Below are 17561 nucleotides of genomic sequence, written 5' to 3' on the forward strand. Positions count from 1 at the left end.
GGAACGGCGCCGGGCGCCTGCGTCAGGCAGCGGTTTGCGCGGCAACGACCTCGCCGAACCGGGTGAAGAACTTGCCCGAGAGCTTCTTGGCCGTTCCGGCAATCAGACGACTGCCCAACTGGGCAATCTTGCCCCCGACATCAACCTTGGCGGTATAGGTCAGAACGGTCTCATCACCATCTTCGGTCAGCGTGACGTCCGCACCACCCTTGGCAAAACCTGCGGCTCCGCCCTTGCCCTCGCCCACCAGCGAAAACCCGTCGGGGGCGTTGGTCTGGTCCAGCGTCACCTCGCCAGCGAAACGCGCCTTCACCGGACCGATTTTCAGAACCACCTTGGCCTCAAGCTCGTTGGGGGCGGTCTGGGTCAGCTCTTCGCAGCCGGGGATGCATTCCCGCAGAACCTCGGGATCGTTCAGCGCGCGATAAACCGCGTCCCGGGGGGCCGCGATGCGAATTTCGTCAGTCAGTTCCATTGGGTATTCCTCTGCTCAGCAACATCTGGGAAAGACGCGCAGCGCCTGTTCCGTGGCATCCTCGGGGGTTTGGGCGGGTCGGGGCGGCCATAGCCGCGCCACCCAGCTACGCAAGTTTTTCATCATGAGTTGTCTCCTCGGCGGTGTTCGCATTTCGCCAGCGCACGATCTCGGCCAGGATGGACAACGCGATTTCATGCGGATCAATGGCCCCGATATCCAGTCCGGCAGGCGACTTCAGGCGCGCAACCTTCTCGGTGTCCATGCCCTGCGATACCAACCTGGCCGACAGCACCTTTGCCTTGCGCTGGCTGGCCACCATCGACACCCGCCTTGCCGGCGTACCCAGCGCCGAGGCCAACGCGGCCCTGTCGTTCTGGCCTTGCGAGGCGACGACCACAAAATCGCGGGGCTCAACCCCCAACGCATCCACGTCGTTTGGGTCGAAACATGATTGCGCCGCATCGTCGCTGGCCTCAAACGAAACGAATACGCGCAACCCGGCCAATGCCGCATGAGCAGCCAACGCATGGGCAATCGGGGTATCGCCAAAGATCACCAGGCGGGGTGCGTGTTGATAGGGTTCGACCAGCAGATCGACCGTACCGCCGGATGGGCAGCCACTCTTGAAGGTCTGAACGCCATCCGGATCGGTCATTGCCACCACCTTGTCCGAGGGTTTCACGCGGATCATCTGCGACGCACCGCTGGCCAGCGCTTCCTGTGCCGAGGCGCGCACCGCCCGCTGGACACAGGCTCCGCCCAGATGGCCGAGAATCCGCCCGTCCCGGGTGATCGCCGCCTTGGCGCCCGCCTTGGCCGAGGTCGCATCTGCCGTCCGCACCACCGTTGCGACGCAGAACGCCTCACCGCTGCTGCGCAACTGGTCAATCGTGTCGAAAATGTCGAAACCAGGCATGATCGGTTCCTCTCACAACTTTTGAAACTCGGGCTCCAACGCGGCCAGCGCCTCGAGCGTGTTTGCCGGAAGGTGCGCATCAAGATGGGGCAAGGCGGCCTGCATGGCGGCGGCAACGGGCTGATAATTCTCCCAACCTTTCAGGGGGTTCAGCCAGACGATCCGGCGCGCCTTGCGCCGGATCCTCGCCAAAGCCGCGCCCAGCGCCTGCGGGTCAGAACTGCAATAGCCATCCGAAAGGATCAGCACGATGGTGCGCCCATTCAGCGCCCGCGCACCATATCCGTCCAGAAAACTTTCGAGACTGCCGGAGATGTCCGTGCCGCCGCCAAAACCATCGGCCATCAGCGACAACCGCCCAGCGGCGCGCAAGCTGTCGTGGTCCCGCAATGCATCGGTGACCCGCATCAACCGCGTGTGAAACAGATAGGCATCCGCATCCGTTCCGCTGGCCACAAGGCCCTTGAGAAAGGCCAGAAATACACGCGAATAGACGGTCATGGACCCGCTGACATCGCACAGCGCGACGATCCGCATCGGGCGTGGCGGTCGGGCACGGCGAAACAGCTCCAAAGGCTCGCCTCCGCGCGCAAGGCTCGCCCGCTGGATGCGACGCATGTCCAGCGCCGGACCCCGCCGCGCCTGTTTGCGCCTGCGCGAACGTCGATCCCGGATCGCCCGCGCCAATGCGAGGGCCGCGGCTTCGGCCCGGCGCAGGGATTGCTCATCCATCAACTCGCGCAGATCCCGGCGTGACAGGTTGTCGGTCCGGGTTGCGATCAGCTTCCCGTCCGTTCCTTCGGCCTGTCCATCCCCGGAATCCGGGGTGCTGGCATCTTGCGCATCGGGGGAATCGTCAGCGGAATCTCCGCGATCTTCGGTCTGCCAGATCATCGGCTTGGCCGACTGAACCCTGACATGGGTGTTCTGTGCCACGCCGCTCCGCTGCTTGCCCGCGTTGAACCAATAGGCATCGAACAAATCGTCAAAGCGCCGCCAATCCTCGGCATCCCCGGACATCACGGCACACAAGGCATTCCGCGCCTGCCCGACATCGGTGGCCTCGACCGAGGTCAGTGCGGCCAGCGCATCTCCGGTCTCCCGCGGTCCGACCCGCAAACCGTTCCCGCGCAGATGCGCCACGAATCCCGCCATCCGGTCGGCCAAGCCGTTCGCCCGCGCTGGAAACCGTGTCACCTGCATCACGCGACCTTTCCGATCAGGCGATCCATCACCTCGGGTGGAACGGCATCGTAATCCGCGGCGGTCTTCAGCAGACAGACCAGAGTGGCCTGTACGGCCTCGGGTGATTGGGACAGATCGTTGACGCCAAGACCCGAGAGGGCCGCGGCCCAATCCAGCATTTCGGCAATGCCGGGTGTCTTTTCCAGATCTTCCTTGCGCAGGTTCTGAACCACTCCGATGATCTGCCGCGCCAGCAGCCCTTCGACTTCGGGCATCCGTGCCCGCAGGATGGCCATTTCGGTCTCGCCAGACGGATAGTTCAGAAAGCTGTACAGACACCGCCGCCGCAGCGCATCCGAAAGATCGCGCGTGCCGTTTGCGGTCAGAATGACAATGGGTCGCGTTTTGGCGGAAATCGTCCCCAGTTCCGGGATCGTGATCTGAAAGTCCGACAGGATTTCAAGCAGATAGGCCTCAAATTCTTCATCGGCCCGGTCAATCTCATCGATCAGCAGAACGGGCGGATCATCGGCGCTGATCGCCTCCAACAACGGCCGCTTCAGCAGATAGTCGTCGGAAAACAGCTGGGCCTCGCTGGTTCCGCCGCGCGCCTCGGAGGCTCGGATGGCCAGCAGCTGCCGCTGGTAGTTCCACTCATAGATCGCGTGGCTGGCGTCCAGCCCTTCGTAACACTGCAAGCGGATCAAACGGGCGTCGCGCCACGCCGCCAGCGCCTTGGCCACTTCGGTCTTGCCGACACCGGCCGGACCCTCCAGCAGCAGCGGTCGTCCAAGGGTCTGGGCCAAATGCAACGCCATCGCCAACCGGTCGTCGGCAACATAGCCCTGCTGGGCCAAACCGTTCTGAACGTCACTCAGTGTCACACCAGGGTCCAATCTTCGTTTGACCAAAATATCCCGAGGGGGTCGGAGGGGGTCAGCACCCCCTCCGTTCGGTCGGACCGGGCCTCGCCGGTCCGAAACCGACTACCCGTGCATCCCCAAACCGTTGGCGATCTTCCAGATCCGCCAATGGTCATGCGGCATGTGGCTCTGAACCAGGCCAAAGGGCCGGAACGCATCATGCACCGCATTCGAGAACGCCGGCACGCCACCCACATTCGGGCTTTCGCCGACACCCTTCGCGCCGATCGGATGATGCGGCGAGGGGGTCACCGTGTAATCGGTCGTATAGTTGGGCGTTTCCCACGCGGTTGGCAGGAAGAAGTCCATCAGCGTGCCGGTCTTGACGTTGCCCATCTCATCATAGGAAATCTCTTGACCCATCGCGATGGCCAGCGCCTCGGTCACACCGCCATGAACCTGACCTTCGATGATCATCGGGTTGATCCGGGTTCCGCAATCGTCCAGCGCATAGAACTGCCGGACTTCCCATTCGCCGGTATCGACATCGATCTCCATGACACAGATATAGGCGCCGAACGGATAGGTCATGTTGGGCGGGTCATAGTAGCTGACGGCCTCCAGACCCGGCTCCAACCCCGGGATGGCCTGGTTGTAGGCGGCAAAGGCGATCTCTTTCATCGTCTTGAACCGCTCGGGCGCGCCTTTGACCGCGAACCGGTCCACGTCCCATTCGACATCGTCGTCGTGAACCTCAAGCAGGTAGGCCGCGATCATCTGCGCCTTGGCGCGGATCTTGCGTGCAGCCATGGCCGTTGCAGCCCCCGCAACCGGCGTGGACCGAGAACCATAGGTGCCCAAGCCATAGGGCGCGGTGTCGGTGTCTCCTTCCTCCAGCGTGATGTCGTCGGCTGGAAGACCGATCTCGCTGGCGATGATCTGGGCAAAGGTCGTGGCGTGACCCTGGCCCTGTGAGATCGTCCCCAGCCGCGCGATGGCTGACCCGGTCGGGTGGATGCGGATTTCGCAGCTGTCGAACATCCCCAAGCCCAGAATATCGCAGTTCTTCACAGGCCCTGCCCCGACGATTTCGGTAAAATGCGTCAGACCAATCCCCAGAAGCTTCCGCGTCTTGCCGGCCTTGAAGTCCTCGACCCGCTGTGCCTGTTCGGCACGCAGATCCTCGTATCCAACCGCAGCCAGCGCCTTGTCCCAGGCGGTGTGGTAATCGCCCGAGTCATATTCCCATCCCAGCGCGGACTGATAGGGGAACTGGTCGGCCTTGATGAAATTGATCCGGCGCAGCTCGGCCGCGTCCATGTTCAACTTGATGGCCAGAACCTCGATCATCCGCTCGATGAAATAGGCGGCCTCGGTCACGCGGAAGGAACAGCGATAGGCCACACCCCCCGGAGCCTTGTTGGTGTAGACGCCGTCCACGGCCAGATAGGCGGTCGGGATGTCGTAGGACCCGGTGCAGATGTTCATGAACCCGGCCGGGAACTTGGTCGGGTCGGCACAGGCGTCGAACCCACCGTGGTCCGCGGTTGTATGACACCACAGGCCCGTGATCTTGCCGTCTTTGGTGGCGGCGATCTTGCCCTGCATCCAGTAGTCGCGGGCAAAGGCGGTGGACATCAGATTTTCCATCCGGTTCTCGACCCATTTCACCGGCTGACCGGTGACGATCGAGGCCACGACCGAACAGACATAACCCGCATAAGCGCCCACCTTGTTGCCGAAACCGCCGCCGATATCGGGGCTGATCACCCGGATATTGTGCTCGGCCAGGCCCGAAATCAGGGACACGACGGTGCGGATCGCATGCGGCGCCTGGAAGGTGCCGTACAGCGTCAGCTTGCCGGTCACCTTGTCCATGCTGGCCACGCAGCCGCAGGTCTCAAGCGGACAGGGGTGGGTGCGGTGGTAGTAGACCATCTCCTCAGCCACCACATCGGCTTCGGCCAGAACGGCTTCGGTCGCGTCCTTGTCACCCTGTTCCCAGGTGAAGATGTGGTTGTGATGCTTGCGCGGCCCATGGGCGCCTTCGGTCTGACCTTCCAGATCCTCACGCAGCACCACGTCGGACTTCAGCGCCTCGAACGGGTCGGTCAGAACCGGCAGTTCCTCGTATTCGACTTCGACCAGTTCGACGGCATCCGCGGCGACATAGCGGTCTTCTGCAACCACATAGGCCACCTCCTGGCCCTGGAACAGGACCTTGCCGTCGGCAAGCACCATCTGTTTGTCGCCGGCAAGCGTGGGCATCCAGTGAAGACCCAGCGGCGCCAAGTCCTCGGCCGTCAGAACGGCCACGACACCGGGCACCGCCAGAGCGGCCTCTTTGTTGACGCTGACAACGCGGGCGTGGGCATAGGGTGAACGGACAAAGGCACCGAACAGCATTCCGTCCAGCTTGATGTCATCGACGTAGTTGCCCTTGCCTTGGGTAAAGCGCACGTCCTCGACGCGTTTGCGCGAGCTGCCCATCCCCTTGAGGTTGGCGGCGCGTTCTTCGGGGGTCATGGTCTGGTCGTTCATTCCGCGGCCTCCTTCTGCGCGTTCAGCATGTCAGCCGAGGCCGAGATCGCCTTGACGATGTTCTGGTACCCGGTGCAGCGGCAGAGATTGCCGGCCATGCCAAAGCGGATTTCTTCTTCGGTCGGGTTGGGATTTTCCTGCAGCAGGCGATGCGCGCGGGTGATCATGCCCGGCGTGCAGAAACCGCACTGCAGCCCGTGATGCTCGCGGAACATTTCCTGCAGCACACCAAGGCTGCCGTCGTCATTGGTCAGCCCTTCGACGGTGGTGATATCGGCCCCGTTCACCTGCGCCACGAAGGTCGTGCAGGATTTGACGGATTTGCCATCGATATCCACGGTACAGGCTCCGCAGTGGCTGGTTTCGCAACCGATATGCGGGCCGGTGATTTTCAGATCTTCCCGCAGGAAGTGGATCAACAACGTGCGCGGCTCGGCCAGGCCTTCGACCTGCTTGCCGTTCACGGTGAGTTTGACATGCATCTTCGACATCTGTGTTCCTCCCCTCAGCCCGCGCGGCTCTGCGCACGGTCGATGGCGCGGCGCAGCATCACGGCGGCCACGTGTTTCTTGAATTCGACGGGTCCGCGGTTGTCGGCCACCGGGTCGATCGCCTCGAGCATCGCGGCCACGCAGCCGTCGACATCACCCGAAGCCAGTGCCGCGCTGGCCGCGTCAGACCAGACGGGCGTGTCGGACAGGTTGGTCATCGCCACAGATGCCTGACCGTTGCCAACCATCACTGCGGCAGCCGCAGTTGCGTAGTCGCCGATCTTGCGTTTCTGCTTTTCATAGGCCTGCCCGACACCGGGGCCGGGAACAGGGATGGAAATCCGTGTCAGTATCTCCTCGTCCTCGCGGGCGGTGAAATAGGCCGCCTCGTAGAAATCGCGGGCCGGGACGCTGCGGGTGCCGTCAGGGCCAGACAGTTCGAACGACGCGTTCAGGCACTGCATCAGACCCGGCATGTCATTGCCCGGATCCCCGTTGGCCACGTTCCCGCCGACCGTACCCATGTACCGCACCTGCGGATCCGCGATCTGCAGCGCCGCTTCGCGGATCAGCGGGATCGCGTCAGCCAGACCGTCGTGGGTGATCAACTCGTGCTGCGTGACCATCGCGCCCAGGGTCACGGTATCGGACCCGACCTCGATGCCTTTGAGTTCCTCGATGGCCTGCAGGTCGACCAGATGGCCCATCTCGGCCATGCGCAGCTTCATCATCGGGATCAGGCTGTGCCCGCCTGCGATCACCCGCGCTTCGTCCCCGTGTTCCTGCAGAATGCCGATGGCCGAGGCGATGTCGCCTGGCCGGTGATACTCGAAACCGGCTGGTATCATGTTTTCCTCCCTTGGCCCGTTCACGTCGGGGCCTTGGGATTAAGCAAAGTCCTGAGGGCGCGCGCAGGCTATCGCGCAGGAACGGGGGGCGCGGGTTGTTTCACGAAATGCGAATGGGCTGCACGAGTTGCGATCAGAGGCCCAGCGCCTCACGGATTTCCGTCAGGCGGGATCGGCTGACCGGCACCTTGCTGAGCGCATCGACCTGGTCGAAATAACAGGTGCCGTTGTCCTTGTGCCGCTCAAACCGGGAAACGTGTCTGGGGTTCACAAGGTAACTTCGGTGGGCCCGCAAAAAGCCGTCTGGTTTCAGGCGGGTTTCGGCCTCGGTGATCGACCAGGGGCAGAACAGTTTCTCAGCGCCCATGTACAAAACGGTGTAGTGCCCCTCGGCCCGAATGGCGGCGATGCGCGCTGGTTCAGTGAAAAAGGTCTGGCCCTCGCGCTCAAACGGGACGCCGGCGCGCAGAGCCGGTTCCGGCTGCGGCGCTTCGGCCACCGGCTCGGGCCCGATAAAGGTGATCCCGGTCAGCAGGAATGCCCCGCAAATCAGGAACACCGCAACGGTCACCCCCATCGCAAGAACCTGATTGTTCAATGCCGGGCCCGCGCCACCTGCGTTGTCACTGGCGGTAAAATCGGTCAGGCCCGTGGCGACGAAGTGCATGGTGAACACGGCCAGGCCAAAACACACCGTGCCCAGCAGGATATTGCGCTGGGTGCGATTGTCGTAGGCAACCCAGATCGCCAATACTGACAGCACCACCGAAGCCACGGTCGCGATCGCAACGTCTGATGCGGTGTAGACGGGGCGACACAGCTCCATCCCGGCCATGCCGATATAGTGCATCACCACAATACCAAGACCCACGATCACGCCGGCGCCGACAATCGTGCCCGGGCTACGCGCGCGGAAATGCAACAGCAGCAGCGCCAGCCCGACCATCAGAATGGCAACCAGGGCTGAGATCAGGGTGATCAACGCGTCATAGTAGAAAAGGATCGGCAGTTGCAGGCCCAGCATGGCCACGAAATGCATCGACCAGATGCCGCCGCCCAGAATGACCGCGGCCAGGGCGACAACGAACTTCCGCCTCTGGTCATCCAGCTTTGAGGCGCCATGCGTCAAATACAGGCCCGTGAACCCGGCCATGAGTGCGACGGCCAACGAGGCCGCTACGAGCCAAGCGTTATGCGAGTAATCCAGCATTTCGGTTTGCACGCCCTCCCCGACGCGAGAGTGACGTTAGCAAAGCGAGGTGTCTGGGACAATCTTCAGCCGAACCCTGCGGGTCACGGGCCGGCAAACGATCCGCCGCCCGACCATTTCGGCGGGCGGCGGACAGGCAGATCAATCGCTGATCGCGCCTTCTTCGTCACGACGCTGGTGCATCTTGGCCTTGACCCGGGCGCCCACGATCAGGGGCAGAACAAAGCCGATGATCGCGATTGTCCACAACCCGATGGACAACGGGCTGTCGATCAGGGTCCACCAGTTGCCGTTGTCGATGGTCACGGCGCGACGCAGGTTGTTCTCCATCGCGTTGCCCAGCAGGGTACCCAGAATGATCGGCACCAGCGGCACGTCCAGCTTGCGCAGGACCCAGCCCATCACGCCGAACCCGATCATCACCAGCAGGTCAAAGCTGGACCCGGAAATGCCGTAGATGCCGACAAAACTGACCATGGCCACGATCGGCATCAGGATGCGCGACGGGATCATCAGCACGCGGGTGAACAGGCCCACCATGGGGATGTTCATGGCCAGCAGCATGAAGTTGGCGATGAACAGCGCCGCGATCAGGCCCCAGACCACATCCGGGTTCTGCGTGAACAGCAGCGGCCCGGGCGTGATGTTCAGCGCCAGCAGCACCGCCAGCAGCACCGCCGTGGTACCCGACCCCGGTACGCCCAGCGCCAGCATCGGTACCAATGCGCCTCCGGCGGCGGCGTTGTTACCAGCCTCCGGCGCGGCCACGCCGCGCGGATCACCGGTGCCAAAGGTGTTTTTCTTGTCCACCAGCCGCTTTTCCATCGAGTACGAAATGAACGACCCCAGTGATGCCCCGGCCCCGGGAAGAACCCCGGCGATGAAGCCCAGGAACGAGGTGCGCAGCATCGTCGGCGTGCAGCTCTTGATCATCGACATCGGAGGGTAGAGCTTGCCGATTTTCAGCTTGCTGCCCTCGGCGTCAGACCCGCCATGCCGGTGTTCGAGGAAAATGAACACCTCGGACAGGGCAAACAGGCCGACGATGGCCACCAGGAAATCGATCCCGTCGTACAGATGCACTTCGCCATAGGTAAAGCGCGGCACGCCCGTTTGGGTATCAACGCCGATGGTCGCCAGCCCAAGCCCCAGCGCGGCGGCAAAAGCCGATTTGGCCTGATTGGTCGACGACACACCGCCAAGCGTCATGAACGCCAGTGCGAAAAGGGCAAAATATTCGGCCGGGCCGAACAGCAATGCCACTTTGACCAGCTGGGGCGCCAGCAGGATCAGGCCCCAGGTCGCCAGGAACGCACCGACAAACGAGGCGATACCGGACAGCGAAAGAGCTTCACCTGCCAGGCCTTTTTTGGCCATGGGATGCCCATCCAGACAGGTCATCATCGCAGGCTCGTCACCGGGGATGTTCAGCAGGATCGACGAGATCCGCCCCCCGTACATCGCCCCGTAATAGACACTGGTCAGCAGGATCAGCGACGGCGTCGCGCCCAGCCCCAGCGTGAAGGCCAGTGGGATTAGGATGGCCACGCCGTTCGACGGGCCAAGGCCCGGCAGCGCGCCCATGACCGTACCCAGAAAGCAGCCCAACAGGGCCAGCATCAGGTTCTGCCAGGTCAGCGCGATGGCGAACCCATCGGCCAAGGATGCAAAAGTTTCCATGATCGCCCCCTAGAAACCCAGCGGCCCTTTGGCCAGCGACAGGCCCAGAACCAGGTGGAAAATGACGTAGATCCCAACCGAGGTGCCCACGCCGACCAGAACGCTTTCGATCGGACCGGACCCCAATCGCCAGGCCAGGTAGGCCGCGGCAAAGGCCGTGGCGATGACGAAGCCCAACTCGGGCAGCAATTCGGCATACAGGATCATGACCACCACCGCGGCGGCGATCTCGACCAGACGGCCAAGGGCCGGCCATTCCGGCTCGGCGTCCGGGCGAAGGGCGATCACCGCGCTGGACACGCCCAGAATGGCGGCGATGATCAAAGGAAAGGCCTTGGGCCCAACGGCATCGGACAGAAAGCTTTCTTCGATCGCCAGCGCGGATATCGCGAAACCAATGGCAAGAAGAAGTCCGACAACCCCGAAGATGCGGTCACTCATCGGTGTCTCCTGTTGTTCGGGTAGAAACAGTGCGGGCGCCACGCTGTCGCGGCACCCGCCTGCACGTGAGTGGTGCGGTTACTTGATGATCCCGATCTCTTTCGAGATGGTCTGGATCTGACCGACGGACTCGGCAACGAAGTTCTGGAAGTCCTCGCCCTGCAGGTCCAGCGGAGCCAGACCGTTGGCGGCCATCACTTCTTTCCACTCGTCCGACGCATACAGGTCACCGATTTTTGCGACCCAGTCGTTGTAGGCCTCGTCCGACATGCCGCCCGGTGCATAGAAACCGCGCCAGTTGGCGCCGATGGCATCCACACCCTGCTCCTTGGCGGTCGGGAAGTCAGCGAATTCACCGGGCAGACGCTCGGGCGCCAGAACCGCGATCACTTTGATGTCGCCGGAATCCACGAAACCCTTGGCTTCGGAAATGTCACCGGTAAAGGCCTGGACCGAGCCGGCCAGCAGCTGGGTCACCGCCTCGCCACCGCCGTCAAAGGCGATGTACTTGACCGAGCGGACATCGTCGATGCCATAGGCATTGGCCGCGATCAGTACCTTCAGGTGGTCCCAGCCGCCCACGGCCGAACCGCCAGCAACCGAAACCGAAGCCGGGTCGGCTTTGATCTGGTCCAGCAGCTCGGGCAGGGTGTTGACGGGGCTATCGGCAGCCACGGCGATCACGCCATAGTCGGCGCCGATCGCGGCCAGCCAGCGGACCTGATCCATGGTGTTGCCCGGATAGGCGCCCTGGGCCAGACGGGTTGCGGTTGCGGCACTTGCGGCGACAATTAGGTTGTTGTCGTCATTGCGCTTGTTCACCACCTCGGCAAAGGCCACGCCACCGCCGCCACCGGCCAGGTTCACGACCTGCATGGTCTGGTCGATCAGGCCCAGATCCTGCAGCGACTTGCCCACCTGACGGCAGGTAAAGTCCCAACCACCACCGGGGTTTGCCGGTGCAATACATTCCTGAGCGCTGGCGGCAAAGCCGGTCAGGGCGAATACGGCAGCGGCTACGACGCCGCCGGTTCCAAACAGTTTCATTTGGTTCTCCTCCTAGGGTCTTCTTGGCCTGCTGTTACGCAGACGAAACCGGTCCCTGCAGGGAGCCGGGCGAGCAGCCCTTCCTTGCAGGTTGATTTTCTTTAACGAATAATGCTGTCACGAACCTGTCATGTTGCGACGGGCGTTCGGGGGGACAATGCGTGTATTGATGATCGAGGATGCCGAGGATCTGGCCGAGGGCGTCGTGGCCCATTTGGGCCGGTCCGGTGTCGTATGCGATCTGGCGACCTCGGTCGAGGCCGCGCGCGATTTCCGCGCGGTCCAAGGCTATGACGCGATCCTGCTGGACATCAATCTGCCCGACGGGTCGGGCCTGGGCTTTCTGGACGAAATCCGTGGCGGGGGTGACCGCATTCCGGTCTTGATGCTGACCGCGCTGACCGCGGTCGAGGACCGGGTCGCCGCGCTGGACAAAGGAGCCGACGATTACCTGGGCAAGCCCTTCGACCAGCGCGAGCTCGAGGCGCGGTTGCGCGCGCTGGTGCGTCGCGACGCTGACCGCAAGAGCGAGCAGATCACGCTGGGCCCGCTGGTCTATGCCCCCAAGGACCGCAGCGCCACGCTGGGCGGCAAACGCCTGAACCTGACCGCGCGCGAGGCCGCCGTGCTGGACGCCCTGATCCGGCACGAAGGGCAGTTCCTGTCCAAGGCGCGGCTGTACGACTCGCTTTACGGGTTCGAGGATGCCGATGTGGGCGTGAACGCGATCGAGCTGTATATCGCCCGGCTGCGCAAGAAATTCTCGGGCAGCGGTGTGACCATCACAACCCAGCGCGGGGTCGGGTACCGGATCGGCCTGCATGGTTAGGCCGCCCCTGCCCCACAGCCTGACCGCCCGGGTGCTGAGCGCGGTGATGCTGATCCTTGTTCTGGGCGGCGTGCTGGTCGGCCTGTCGATCTGGGCCAACGGCCGGTTGGCGGCCCGTCAGGCCTATGACCGGCTGCTGCTGGGCGCGGCCAGCGACATCGCCGAATCCGTGCGCATCCAGGACGGCCAGCCCATCGTCGACCTGCCGGTTTCGGCCTTTGAGCTGCTGGCCCAGGCCCCGGATGACCGGATCTATTACGCGGTGCGCGGGCCCGACGGGCGCTTCATCACCGGGCTGGACCCGGACACGGTGATCGCGCCCCCGCAGCCCGTCAGCCAGTCGGCCCAATATTTCGCGGCAGACCTGAACGGGGAACCGGCCCGGTTCGTCCGACTGCCCCGCCTGTTCGCCGAGCGCGACTTCTCGGGCGAAGTTGAAATCGTTGTCGGGCAGACCTTGCTGGCACGACGCGCGATGACCGCCGGGCTGATGCTGGATGCCCTGCTGCCGATGGCGGCTGCCGGCGCGTTGCTGCTGATCATGTCCTGGTTCGTCACCCGTTCGGCGCTGCGCCCGCTCGAGGCGATGTCGGACGACCTGATCCGCCGCGACCCCTATGACCTGACGCCCGTGGCCAGCGACGGTCTGCCGCGCGAATTGCAGGTCATGATCGCAGCGATGAACCGGTTCATGGGGCGACTGGACCGGCAGGTTCTGTCGATGCGCAACCTGATCGCCGACACCGCCCATCAGTTGCGCACCCCGGTCGCGGCGATCCGGGTCCAGGCCGAAATCGCGCAGGCGGATCCGGATGCCCCAGCTCGCCACCGCGCGCTGGACCGGCTGCTGAATCGCACGCGGTCGCTCGGGACACTTCTGGATCAGCTGTTGTCGCGCGCGATGGTCATCCACCGCATCGACAGCGCCCCGCGCCTGCTGGTCGATCTGCGCGAAGTGGCGCTCGAGGCGCTGGAGCAGAGCGACCACGAGGTGATCGCCCCCGGCGTCGAGGTGCATCTGAAAATCGGGGAAAACCCGGTCTGGGTGCGGGGCGATGCGTTTTCGCTGGGCGAGGCCACCAAGAACCTGCTGGGCAACGCGCTGCGCCACGGCAAGGCCCCGGTCAGCATCGGCGCCAGCCTGGAGGGTGGCCGCGCCGTTCTGTGGGTGCGCGACAGCGGTCCGGGGCCGGAAACGTCGGTCTCTGCCCGGCTGGGCGACCGGTTCAACCGCAACGCAGGCTCGGGCGAGGACAGCAGCGGGCTGGGTCTGTCGATTGTCAAATCCACCGCCGAAGCCTTTGACGGCACCGTCGAGATGACCCGCACCGATGACGGGTTTCGCGTATCGCTGAACTTTCCGGCCGCCACCGAAGGAACAGGCGCATGATACGGTTTCTGATCCCGCTGGCCCTGTGCCTACTGACGTTGGGTACCCGCACCGCGGCGCAGGAAGCAGTTACCGAATTCGGCACCGGGCCCACCCCCCTGCTTGTGCGCTCGACCACGGATATCGGCATTATCCGCCCGGTGATGGAACAGTTCGCGGCGCAGAACCCAGACCTGACCATCACCTATGAACAATGGGGCTCGAACGCGCTGTTCCAGCACAGCAAGACGGCCTGCAAGACCGGCGACAGCCCGGCCGATGCGGTGTTTTCCTCGGCCGTTCAGCAGATGGTCTGGTTGGTCAATGCCGCCTGCGCCCACCGCTACAGCTCGGCCCTGACGCAGGCCTTGCCCCCAGCCCGGCGCTGGCGGGACGAGCTATGGGGGATCACCACCGAACCCGCGGTCATCGTCTACAACAAGGACCGTCTGGACGACCTTGAAGTGCCGCGCAGCCGCTTTGCCCTGCTGGACGCGATGCGCACCCGCCCCGACCTGCTGCGCGGCCGGGTGGCGACCTATGACATCGCAGCCTCGGGGCTGGGATATCTGTTTGCCTATGGAGACAGTCTCGAGGCGACCACCTTCGGGTCACTGATCGAAGGTTTCGCGCGCATAGATGCCATTGCCACCTGCTGTTCCGCCGAGATCATTCGCGACGTTGCCGAGGGCCGGTTCCTGATCGCCTACAACGTGCTTGGCTCTTATGTCGCGAATGCACAGGACCCGGCAGTTGGGGTGATCCTGCCCGAGGACTACACCCTCGTTCTGTCCCGCGCCTTTCTGATCCCGAAGAATGCAGGCAACAGCGCTGCCGCAGCCCGTTTGCTGGATTTCTTGCTCTCTGCACAGGCACAGGACTTGCTCGCAACCTCGGGGCTTGTGTCCCGTATGGACTCGGCCGAGACCGGACTGACGCCCAGCGCACGACGGTTCATCCCTTTGTCGCCCGCCCTTCTGGTGGCCAGCGACCCGAACCGCCGGGCAGAGTTGTTCAAACTGTGGAACGACGCGTTTGACGTCGAAACCGCCCGCTAGGCCGGTTTCGGTCCGGCGTCTTCGGTCTCAGGTTCTTCGGGGGCCTGGTCTGCCATGCTGGCATCGACAATCTCAGGCTCGGGGATATCCTCGATCTCGGCGTCCTCGGCCATATCCGAGCGGTCTTCCAACGCCCCCACGATCAGAGGCAGCATGTGAACACCCGTCGCCGTGGCGATCTCAGGGGTTTTGGGGGTCTGCCAGCTGAGCGTGTCAAAGCTGTGACAGTTGGGGCAGACCGGCGCCCATTCAGCCTGGATGTCATGGCAGTTGTCGCAAACCCATTGCGGCCCGCGCGGCGCATTCAACGCTTTGGCCAGCCAGCCCTGAACCACCGCGTCCGAGGCTCCTTCGCCGCGCTCGATGGCGGCCATCAGGGTATAGGCTCGGGCATCGGCACCTTTCTCGACCACATCGCCAAGCGCCCGGCGGGCCTCGGGAAAGTCTTCGGCGACGATGTTCAGCTCGGCCAGGATCAGGCGCGTTTCCAGATGCTCGGGATGGATGCGCGTCAATGCCGTAAAGCGCTTGACCCGTTCCTCGGCGGTTTCGTCGGGCACGATCTCAGCAAAGGCATGGGCCAGATCCGGATGCGGCTGCGCTTCCCATGCTTTTTTGAGAATCTTTGTCGCGGCGCGCGGCTTGCCCTTGGCGATGTAGGCCCGTGCGGCCATGGCTGCCGCCGGCACCAGGTCGGGTGAGAGGCGGTTCGCCTCGATCGCGCGCTCCTGCTGTTCGACACTGGCAGTTTCATCCAGAATTCCCTTGGCCTCGGACAGGGCCAGAACTGCGTCGCGTCGCTTGAACACATCACGCGGCAGCGCGCCGGACTTCAACTTGGCGGTCAGGGTCGACCGTGCGCCGGCCCAGTCCTGCGCCTTGGTCTGCAGTTTCAGAAGCACATCCTGCGTTTCCTGATGCCGCGGCTTCAGCGCCAGTGCTTTTTCGGCAAGTTTGCGCGCGGTTTCATCATCGCCCTCGGCCAACTTCTGTTTCATGATTCCGCGCACGCCGACGAAACGTGTGGCCTGATCCGTCACCAGTTTCTTGTAGGTTTCCGAGGCCTTTTTGGTGTCACCGACCATTTCGGCCGCCTGGGCCACCAGAAGGTTCGTCAGTTCCGGCTTGTTCAGCAGCCGTTCGGCCTTGTGCGCCATCGTCATGGCCGTCCGCCCCTCGCCCGAGGCCAGCGCCATCAACCCGTCAGCCAGCGCCTGATAGCCCCGTTTCTCGCGGCTGCGGTCGAAATAGCGCGAAAGGGCAGTTTCATCACCGTTGAGGAATTTCAGGGTCGCAATCAGCAGGCTGAGCAGCTTGAAAAACAGCCAAACCGCCAGAACCAGCAGGCCCAGCGCAATCACCGACTGCAGCGGGCTGAGCGTGACCTCGGTTCCCATCGCGGTGATCTGGATGCCACCGCTGGTTTCCATCAGAACGCCTGCCCCCATGGCCAGAAGGCCGACGATCGCGACAAAAACCAGGATCTTCAACAATGACCAGAGCATGGCAGGCCCCTCAGTTCGAGTTCACGCTTGTCACAAGCGCATTGGCGGCTTCGACCGCGGATTGGCGGGTTTTGGCAGCCGCGATCCATTCGGCCATGGCTGGCTGCGCCGATTCCGGAAGCGCGCCCAACTCGGTCAAGGCCGTGCTGATGTCACCTTTGCCCAACGCGGCCTCCGCTCGTGACAGGATGGCGTCGGGGTCATTGCCGTCTTTTGGCGAGACGGACCGGGCACCGGTTTGTCGCTGAAGAAAGGCGACAAGGCCCGTTCCCTTGTCGGCTTCGCGCGCATCTGCCAGCGCAGTTCGGGCGGCAGGCGCAAAACTCTCGCGCAGATCCGTCAGTGTCGGCACACCTTCGCCGGCCGGAGCGGACAGGGCTTCCGGCACCTGCACGCCGCCGGTCTGCAACTGGGCCACCAGATCAGCATAGGGTGCTCCGGCATCCAATTGACCCTGAATCTTGGACAGCACGGCCAGGTTCTCAGCCGCCTGTGCCCGGGCTTGGGCCTGCCCGTCCAGGGTTTGCGCTTCGGCGACCATCTTTTCGACTTCGGCACGCTGGGCGGCCAGCGACTCCTGCAGCTTCTTCAGCTCGGCCTCGACGGCCGCAACGGTTTCGGGCGAGGCGGCGTCGGTCAACGGACGTGCCTCAAGCTGTGCGACGCGTTGCGCCAAGGGGTCAACCTTGCCGGACAGATCGTCGACATTGGATTTGAGCGCGCCAAGATCGCTTTCGATCGGTGTCAGCTTGGCGCTCAGCGCCGCGATTTCAGCGGACGGGTCGGGAACTCCAGACAATTGCTTGCTCAGGTCAGCCAGTTGCTGAGCCTGGTCGGACACCTTGGTCTCAAGCGCTGCAATCGCCTCGGACGGATCGGACCCCGCCGGCCAAAGCAGATCGCTGCGTCCGGCGGCGAACCCCAGCGCCGCCGCGATGACGCCACCGATCAGCGCCGGCATGAACCCGCTTCGCTTGGCCTCAGGTTGCTGATCGGTTGCCGTAGCCCGTTCGGCTTCGGCTTCGGCTTCGGCTTCGGCTTCGGCTTCGGCTTCGGCTTCGGCTTCGGCTTCGGCTTCGGCTTCGGCTTCGGCTTCGGCT

The 17561-nt window shown here is 63.7% G+C and carries 16 protein-coding genes; 3 read left to right on the forward strand and 13 right to left on the reverse strand.

The genetic code is table 11. The features are described from left to right. Nucleotides 1–22: 22 nt before the first annotated feature. From ACR0MM_RS18425 to ACR0MM_RS18475, 11 genes are all read right to left on the reverse strand, one after another. On the reverse strand, nt 23–475 hold the full coding sequence (locus ACR0MM_RS18425) for an SRPBCC family protein (protein ID WP_093963846.1): 453 nt from the start codon (nt 473–475) through the stop codon (nt 23–25). A gap of 106 nt (nt 476–581) precedes the next feature. Further along, nucleotides 582–1394 carry an XdhC family protein gene (locus ACR0MM_RS18430; RefSeq protein ID WP_480697843.1) on the reverse strand — a complete coding sequence of 271 codons (813 nt, stop codon included), beginning with the start codon at nt 1392–1394 and terminating at the stop codon, nt 582–584. A 12-nt stretch (nt 1395–1406) separates the two neighbouring features. Next, nucleotides 1407–2597: a vWA domain-containing protein gene (locus ACR0MM_RS18435; protein WP_480697856.1), complete on the reverse strand. Its 1191-nt coding sequence runs from the start codon at nt 2595–2597 to the stop codon at nt 1407–1409. Then, nucleotides 2597–3397 (reverse strand): AAA family ATPase, encoded by an 801-nt coding sequence (locus ACR0MM_RS18440; RefSeq protein WP_254434022.1) that lies wholly within the window; start codon nt 3395–3397, stop codon nt 2597–2599. The genes ACR0MM_RS18435 and ACR0MM_RS18440 overlap by 1 nt, the downstream gene beginning before the upstream one ends. A 168-nt stretch (nt 3398–3565) precedes the next feature. Continuing rightward, a complete protein-coding gene (locus ACR0MM_RS18445; protein ID WP_480697845.1) occupies nt 3566–5983 on the reverse strand; it encodes an aerobic carbon-monoxide dehydrogenase large subunit in 2418 nt (805 codons plus the stop codon). Beyond that, nucleotides 5980–6474, reverse strand: coding sequence for a (2Fe-2S)-binding protein (locus tag ACR0MM_RS18450; RefSeq protein WP_093963851.1), 495 nt, complete (start codon nt 6472–6474; stop codon nt 5980–5982). Before ACR0MM_RS18450 ends, ACR0MM_RS18445 begins: the two co-directional genes overlap by 4 nt. A gap of 14 nt (nt 6475–6488) precedes the next feature. Then, on the reverse strand, nt 6489–7322 hold the full coding sequence (locus ACR0MM_RS18455) for an FAD binding domain-containing protein (protein WP_222457837.1): 834 nt from the start codon (nt 7320–7322) through the stop codon (nt 6489–6491). 133 nt (nt 7323–7455) lie between these two features. Further along, entirely contained in the window at nt 7456–8532 is a 1077-nt protein-coding gene (locus ACR0MM_RS18460; RefSeq protein ID WP_480697859.1) for an MHYT domain-containing protein, read from the reverse strand. A gap of 141 nt (nt 8533–8673) precedes the next feature. Continuing rightward, complete coding sequence (locus ACR0MM_RS18465) at nt 8674–10212, reverse strand: tripartite tricarboxylate transporter permease (protein WP_093963852.1); 1539 nt, start codon at nt 10210–10212, stop codon at nt 8674–8676. A 9-nt stretch (nt 10213–10221) separates the two neighbouring features. Continuing rightward, nucleotides 10222–10653: a tripartite tricarboxylate transporter TctB family protein gene (locus tag ACR0MM_RS18470; protein ID WP_170340610.1), complete on the reverse strand. Its 432-nt coding sequence runs from the start codon at nt 10651–10653 to the stop codon at nt 10222–10224. A 78-nt stretch (nt 10654–10731) separates the two neighbouring features. After that, on the reverse strand, nt 10732–11700 hold the full coding sequence (locus tag ACR0MM_RS18475; RefSeq protein ID WP_170361035.1) for a Bug family tripartite tricarboxylate transporter substrate binding protein: 969 nt from the start codon (nt 11698–11700) through the stop codon (nt 10732–10734). A 157-nt stretch (nt 11701–11857) separates the two neighbouring features. Here ACR0MM_RS18475 and ACR0MM_RS18480 point away from each other — a divergent pair, with 157 nt between their 5' ends. Genes ACR0MM_RS18480 through ACR0MM_RS18490 form a run of 3 tightly spaced genes read left to right on the forward strand, consistent with a single transcriptional unit; the run spans nt 11858 to nt 14956 of the window. Beyond that, nucleotides 11858–12529, forward strand: coding sequence for a response regulator transcription factor (locus ACR0MM_RS18480; protein WP_170340612.1), 672 nt, complete (start codon nt 11858–11860; stop codon nt 12527–12529). Beyond that, complete coding sequence (locus tag ACR0MM_RS18485) at nt 12522–13919, forward strand: sensor histidine kinase (protein ID WP_170447163.1); 1398 nt, start codon at nt 12522–12524, stop codon at nt 13917–13919. Before ACR0MM_RS18480 ends, ACR0MM_RS18485 begins: the two co-directional genes overlap by 8 nt. Continuing rightward, the gene (locus ACR0MM_RS18490) at nt 13916–14956 is read left to right on the forward strand and encodes an ABC transporter substrate-binding protein (RefSeq protein ID WP_480697848.1); all 1041 of its coding nucleotides are present in this window, start codon (nt 13916–13918) and stop codon (nt 14954–14956) included. Before ACR0MM_RS18485 ends, ACR0MM_RS18490 begins: the two co-directional genes overlap by 4 nt. On the opposite strand, the gene ACR0MM_RS18495 is transcribed toward ACR0MM_RS18490, so the two are convergent. Beyond that, nucleotides 14953–16461 (reverse strand): heme biosynthesis HemY N-terminal domain-containing protein, encoded by a 1509-nt coding sequence (locus ACR0MM_RS18495; protein ID WP_480697850.1) that lies wholly within the window; start codon nt 16459–16461, stop codon nt 14953–14955. The two genes, ACR0MM_RS18490 and ACR0MM_RS18495, sit on opposite strands and share 4 nt — an antisense overlap. A gap of 10 nt (nt 16462–16471) precedes the next feature. After that, on the reverse strand, nt 16472–17561 hold a 1090-nt coding region (locus tag ACR0MM_RS18500), incomplete at its 5' end, for a COG4223 family protein (protein ID WP_480697852.1).

The sequence above is a fragment of the Ruegeria sp. BC6 genome (assembly GCF_056539185.1).

Bases quoted from the DNA above. Each gene is read 5' to 3' on its own strand.
- ACR0MM_RS18440 (WP_254434022.1), bottom strand. From the start codon at position 3,397: ATGGCGTTGCATTTGGCCCAGACCCTTGGACGACCGCTGCTGCTGGAG.
- ACR0MM_RS18465 (WP_093963852.1), bottom strand. From the start codon at position 10,212: ATGGAAACTTTTGCATCCTTGGCCGATGGGTTCGCCATCGCGCTGACC.
- ACR0MM_RS18425 (WP_093963846.1), bottom strand. From the start codon at position 475: ATGGAACTGACTGACGAAATTCGCATCGCGGCCCCCCGGGACGCGGTT.
- ACR0MM_RS18485 (WP_170447163.1), top strand. From the start codon at position 12,522: ATGGTTAGGCCGCCCCTGCCCCACAGCCTGACCGCCCGGGTGCTGAGC.
- ACR0MM_RS18495 (WP_480697850.1), bottom strand. From the start codon at position 16,461: ATGCTCTGGTCATTGTTGAAGATCCTGGTTTTTGTCGCGATCGTCGGC.
- ACR0MM_RS18455 (WP_222457837.1), bottom strand. From the start codon at position 7,322: ATGATACCAGCCGGTTTCGAGTATCACCGGCCAGGCGACATCGCCTCG.
- ACR0MM_RS18435 (WP_480697856.1), bottom strand. From the start codon at position 2,597: ATGCAGGTGACACGGTTTCCAGCGCGGGCGAACGGCTTGGCCGACCGG.
- ACR0MM_RS18450 (WP_093963851.1), bottom strand. From the start codon at position 6,474: ATGTCGAAGATGCATGTCAAACTCACCGTGAACGGCAAGCAGGTCGAA.
- ACR0MM_RS18480 (WP_170340612.1), top strand. From the start codon at position 11,858: ATGCGTGTATTGATGATCGAGGATGCCGAGGATCTGGCCGAGGGCGTC.
- ACR0MM_RS18470 (WP_170340610.1), bottom strand. From the start codon at position 10,653: ATGAGTGACCGCATCTTCGGGGTTGTCGGACTTCTTCTTGCCATTGGT.
- ACR0MM_RS18490 (WP_480697848.1), top strand. From the start codon at position 13,916: ATGATACGGTTTCTGATCCCGCTGGCCCTGTGCCTACTGACGTTGGGT.
- ACR0MM_RS18475 (WP_170361035.1), bottom strand. From the start codon at position 11,700: ATGAAACTGTTTGGAACCGGCGGCGTCGTAGCCGCTGCCGTATTCGCC.
- ACR0MM_RS18430 (WP_480697843.1), bottom strand. From the start codon at position 1,394: ATGCCTGGTTTCGACATTTTCGACACGATTGACCAGTTGCGCAGCAGC.
- ACR0MM_RS18460 (WP_480697859.1), bottom strand. From the start codon at position 8,532: ATGCTGGATTACTCGCATAACGCTTGGCTCGTAGCGGCCTCGTTGGCC.
- ACR0MM_RS18445 (WP_480697845.1), bottom strand. From the start codon at position 5,983: ATGAACGACCAGACCATGACCCCCGAAGAACGCGCCGCCAACCTCAAG.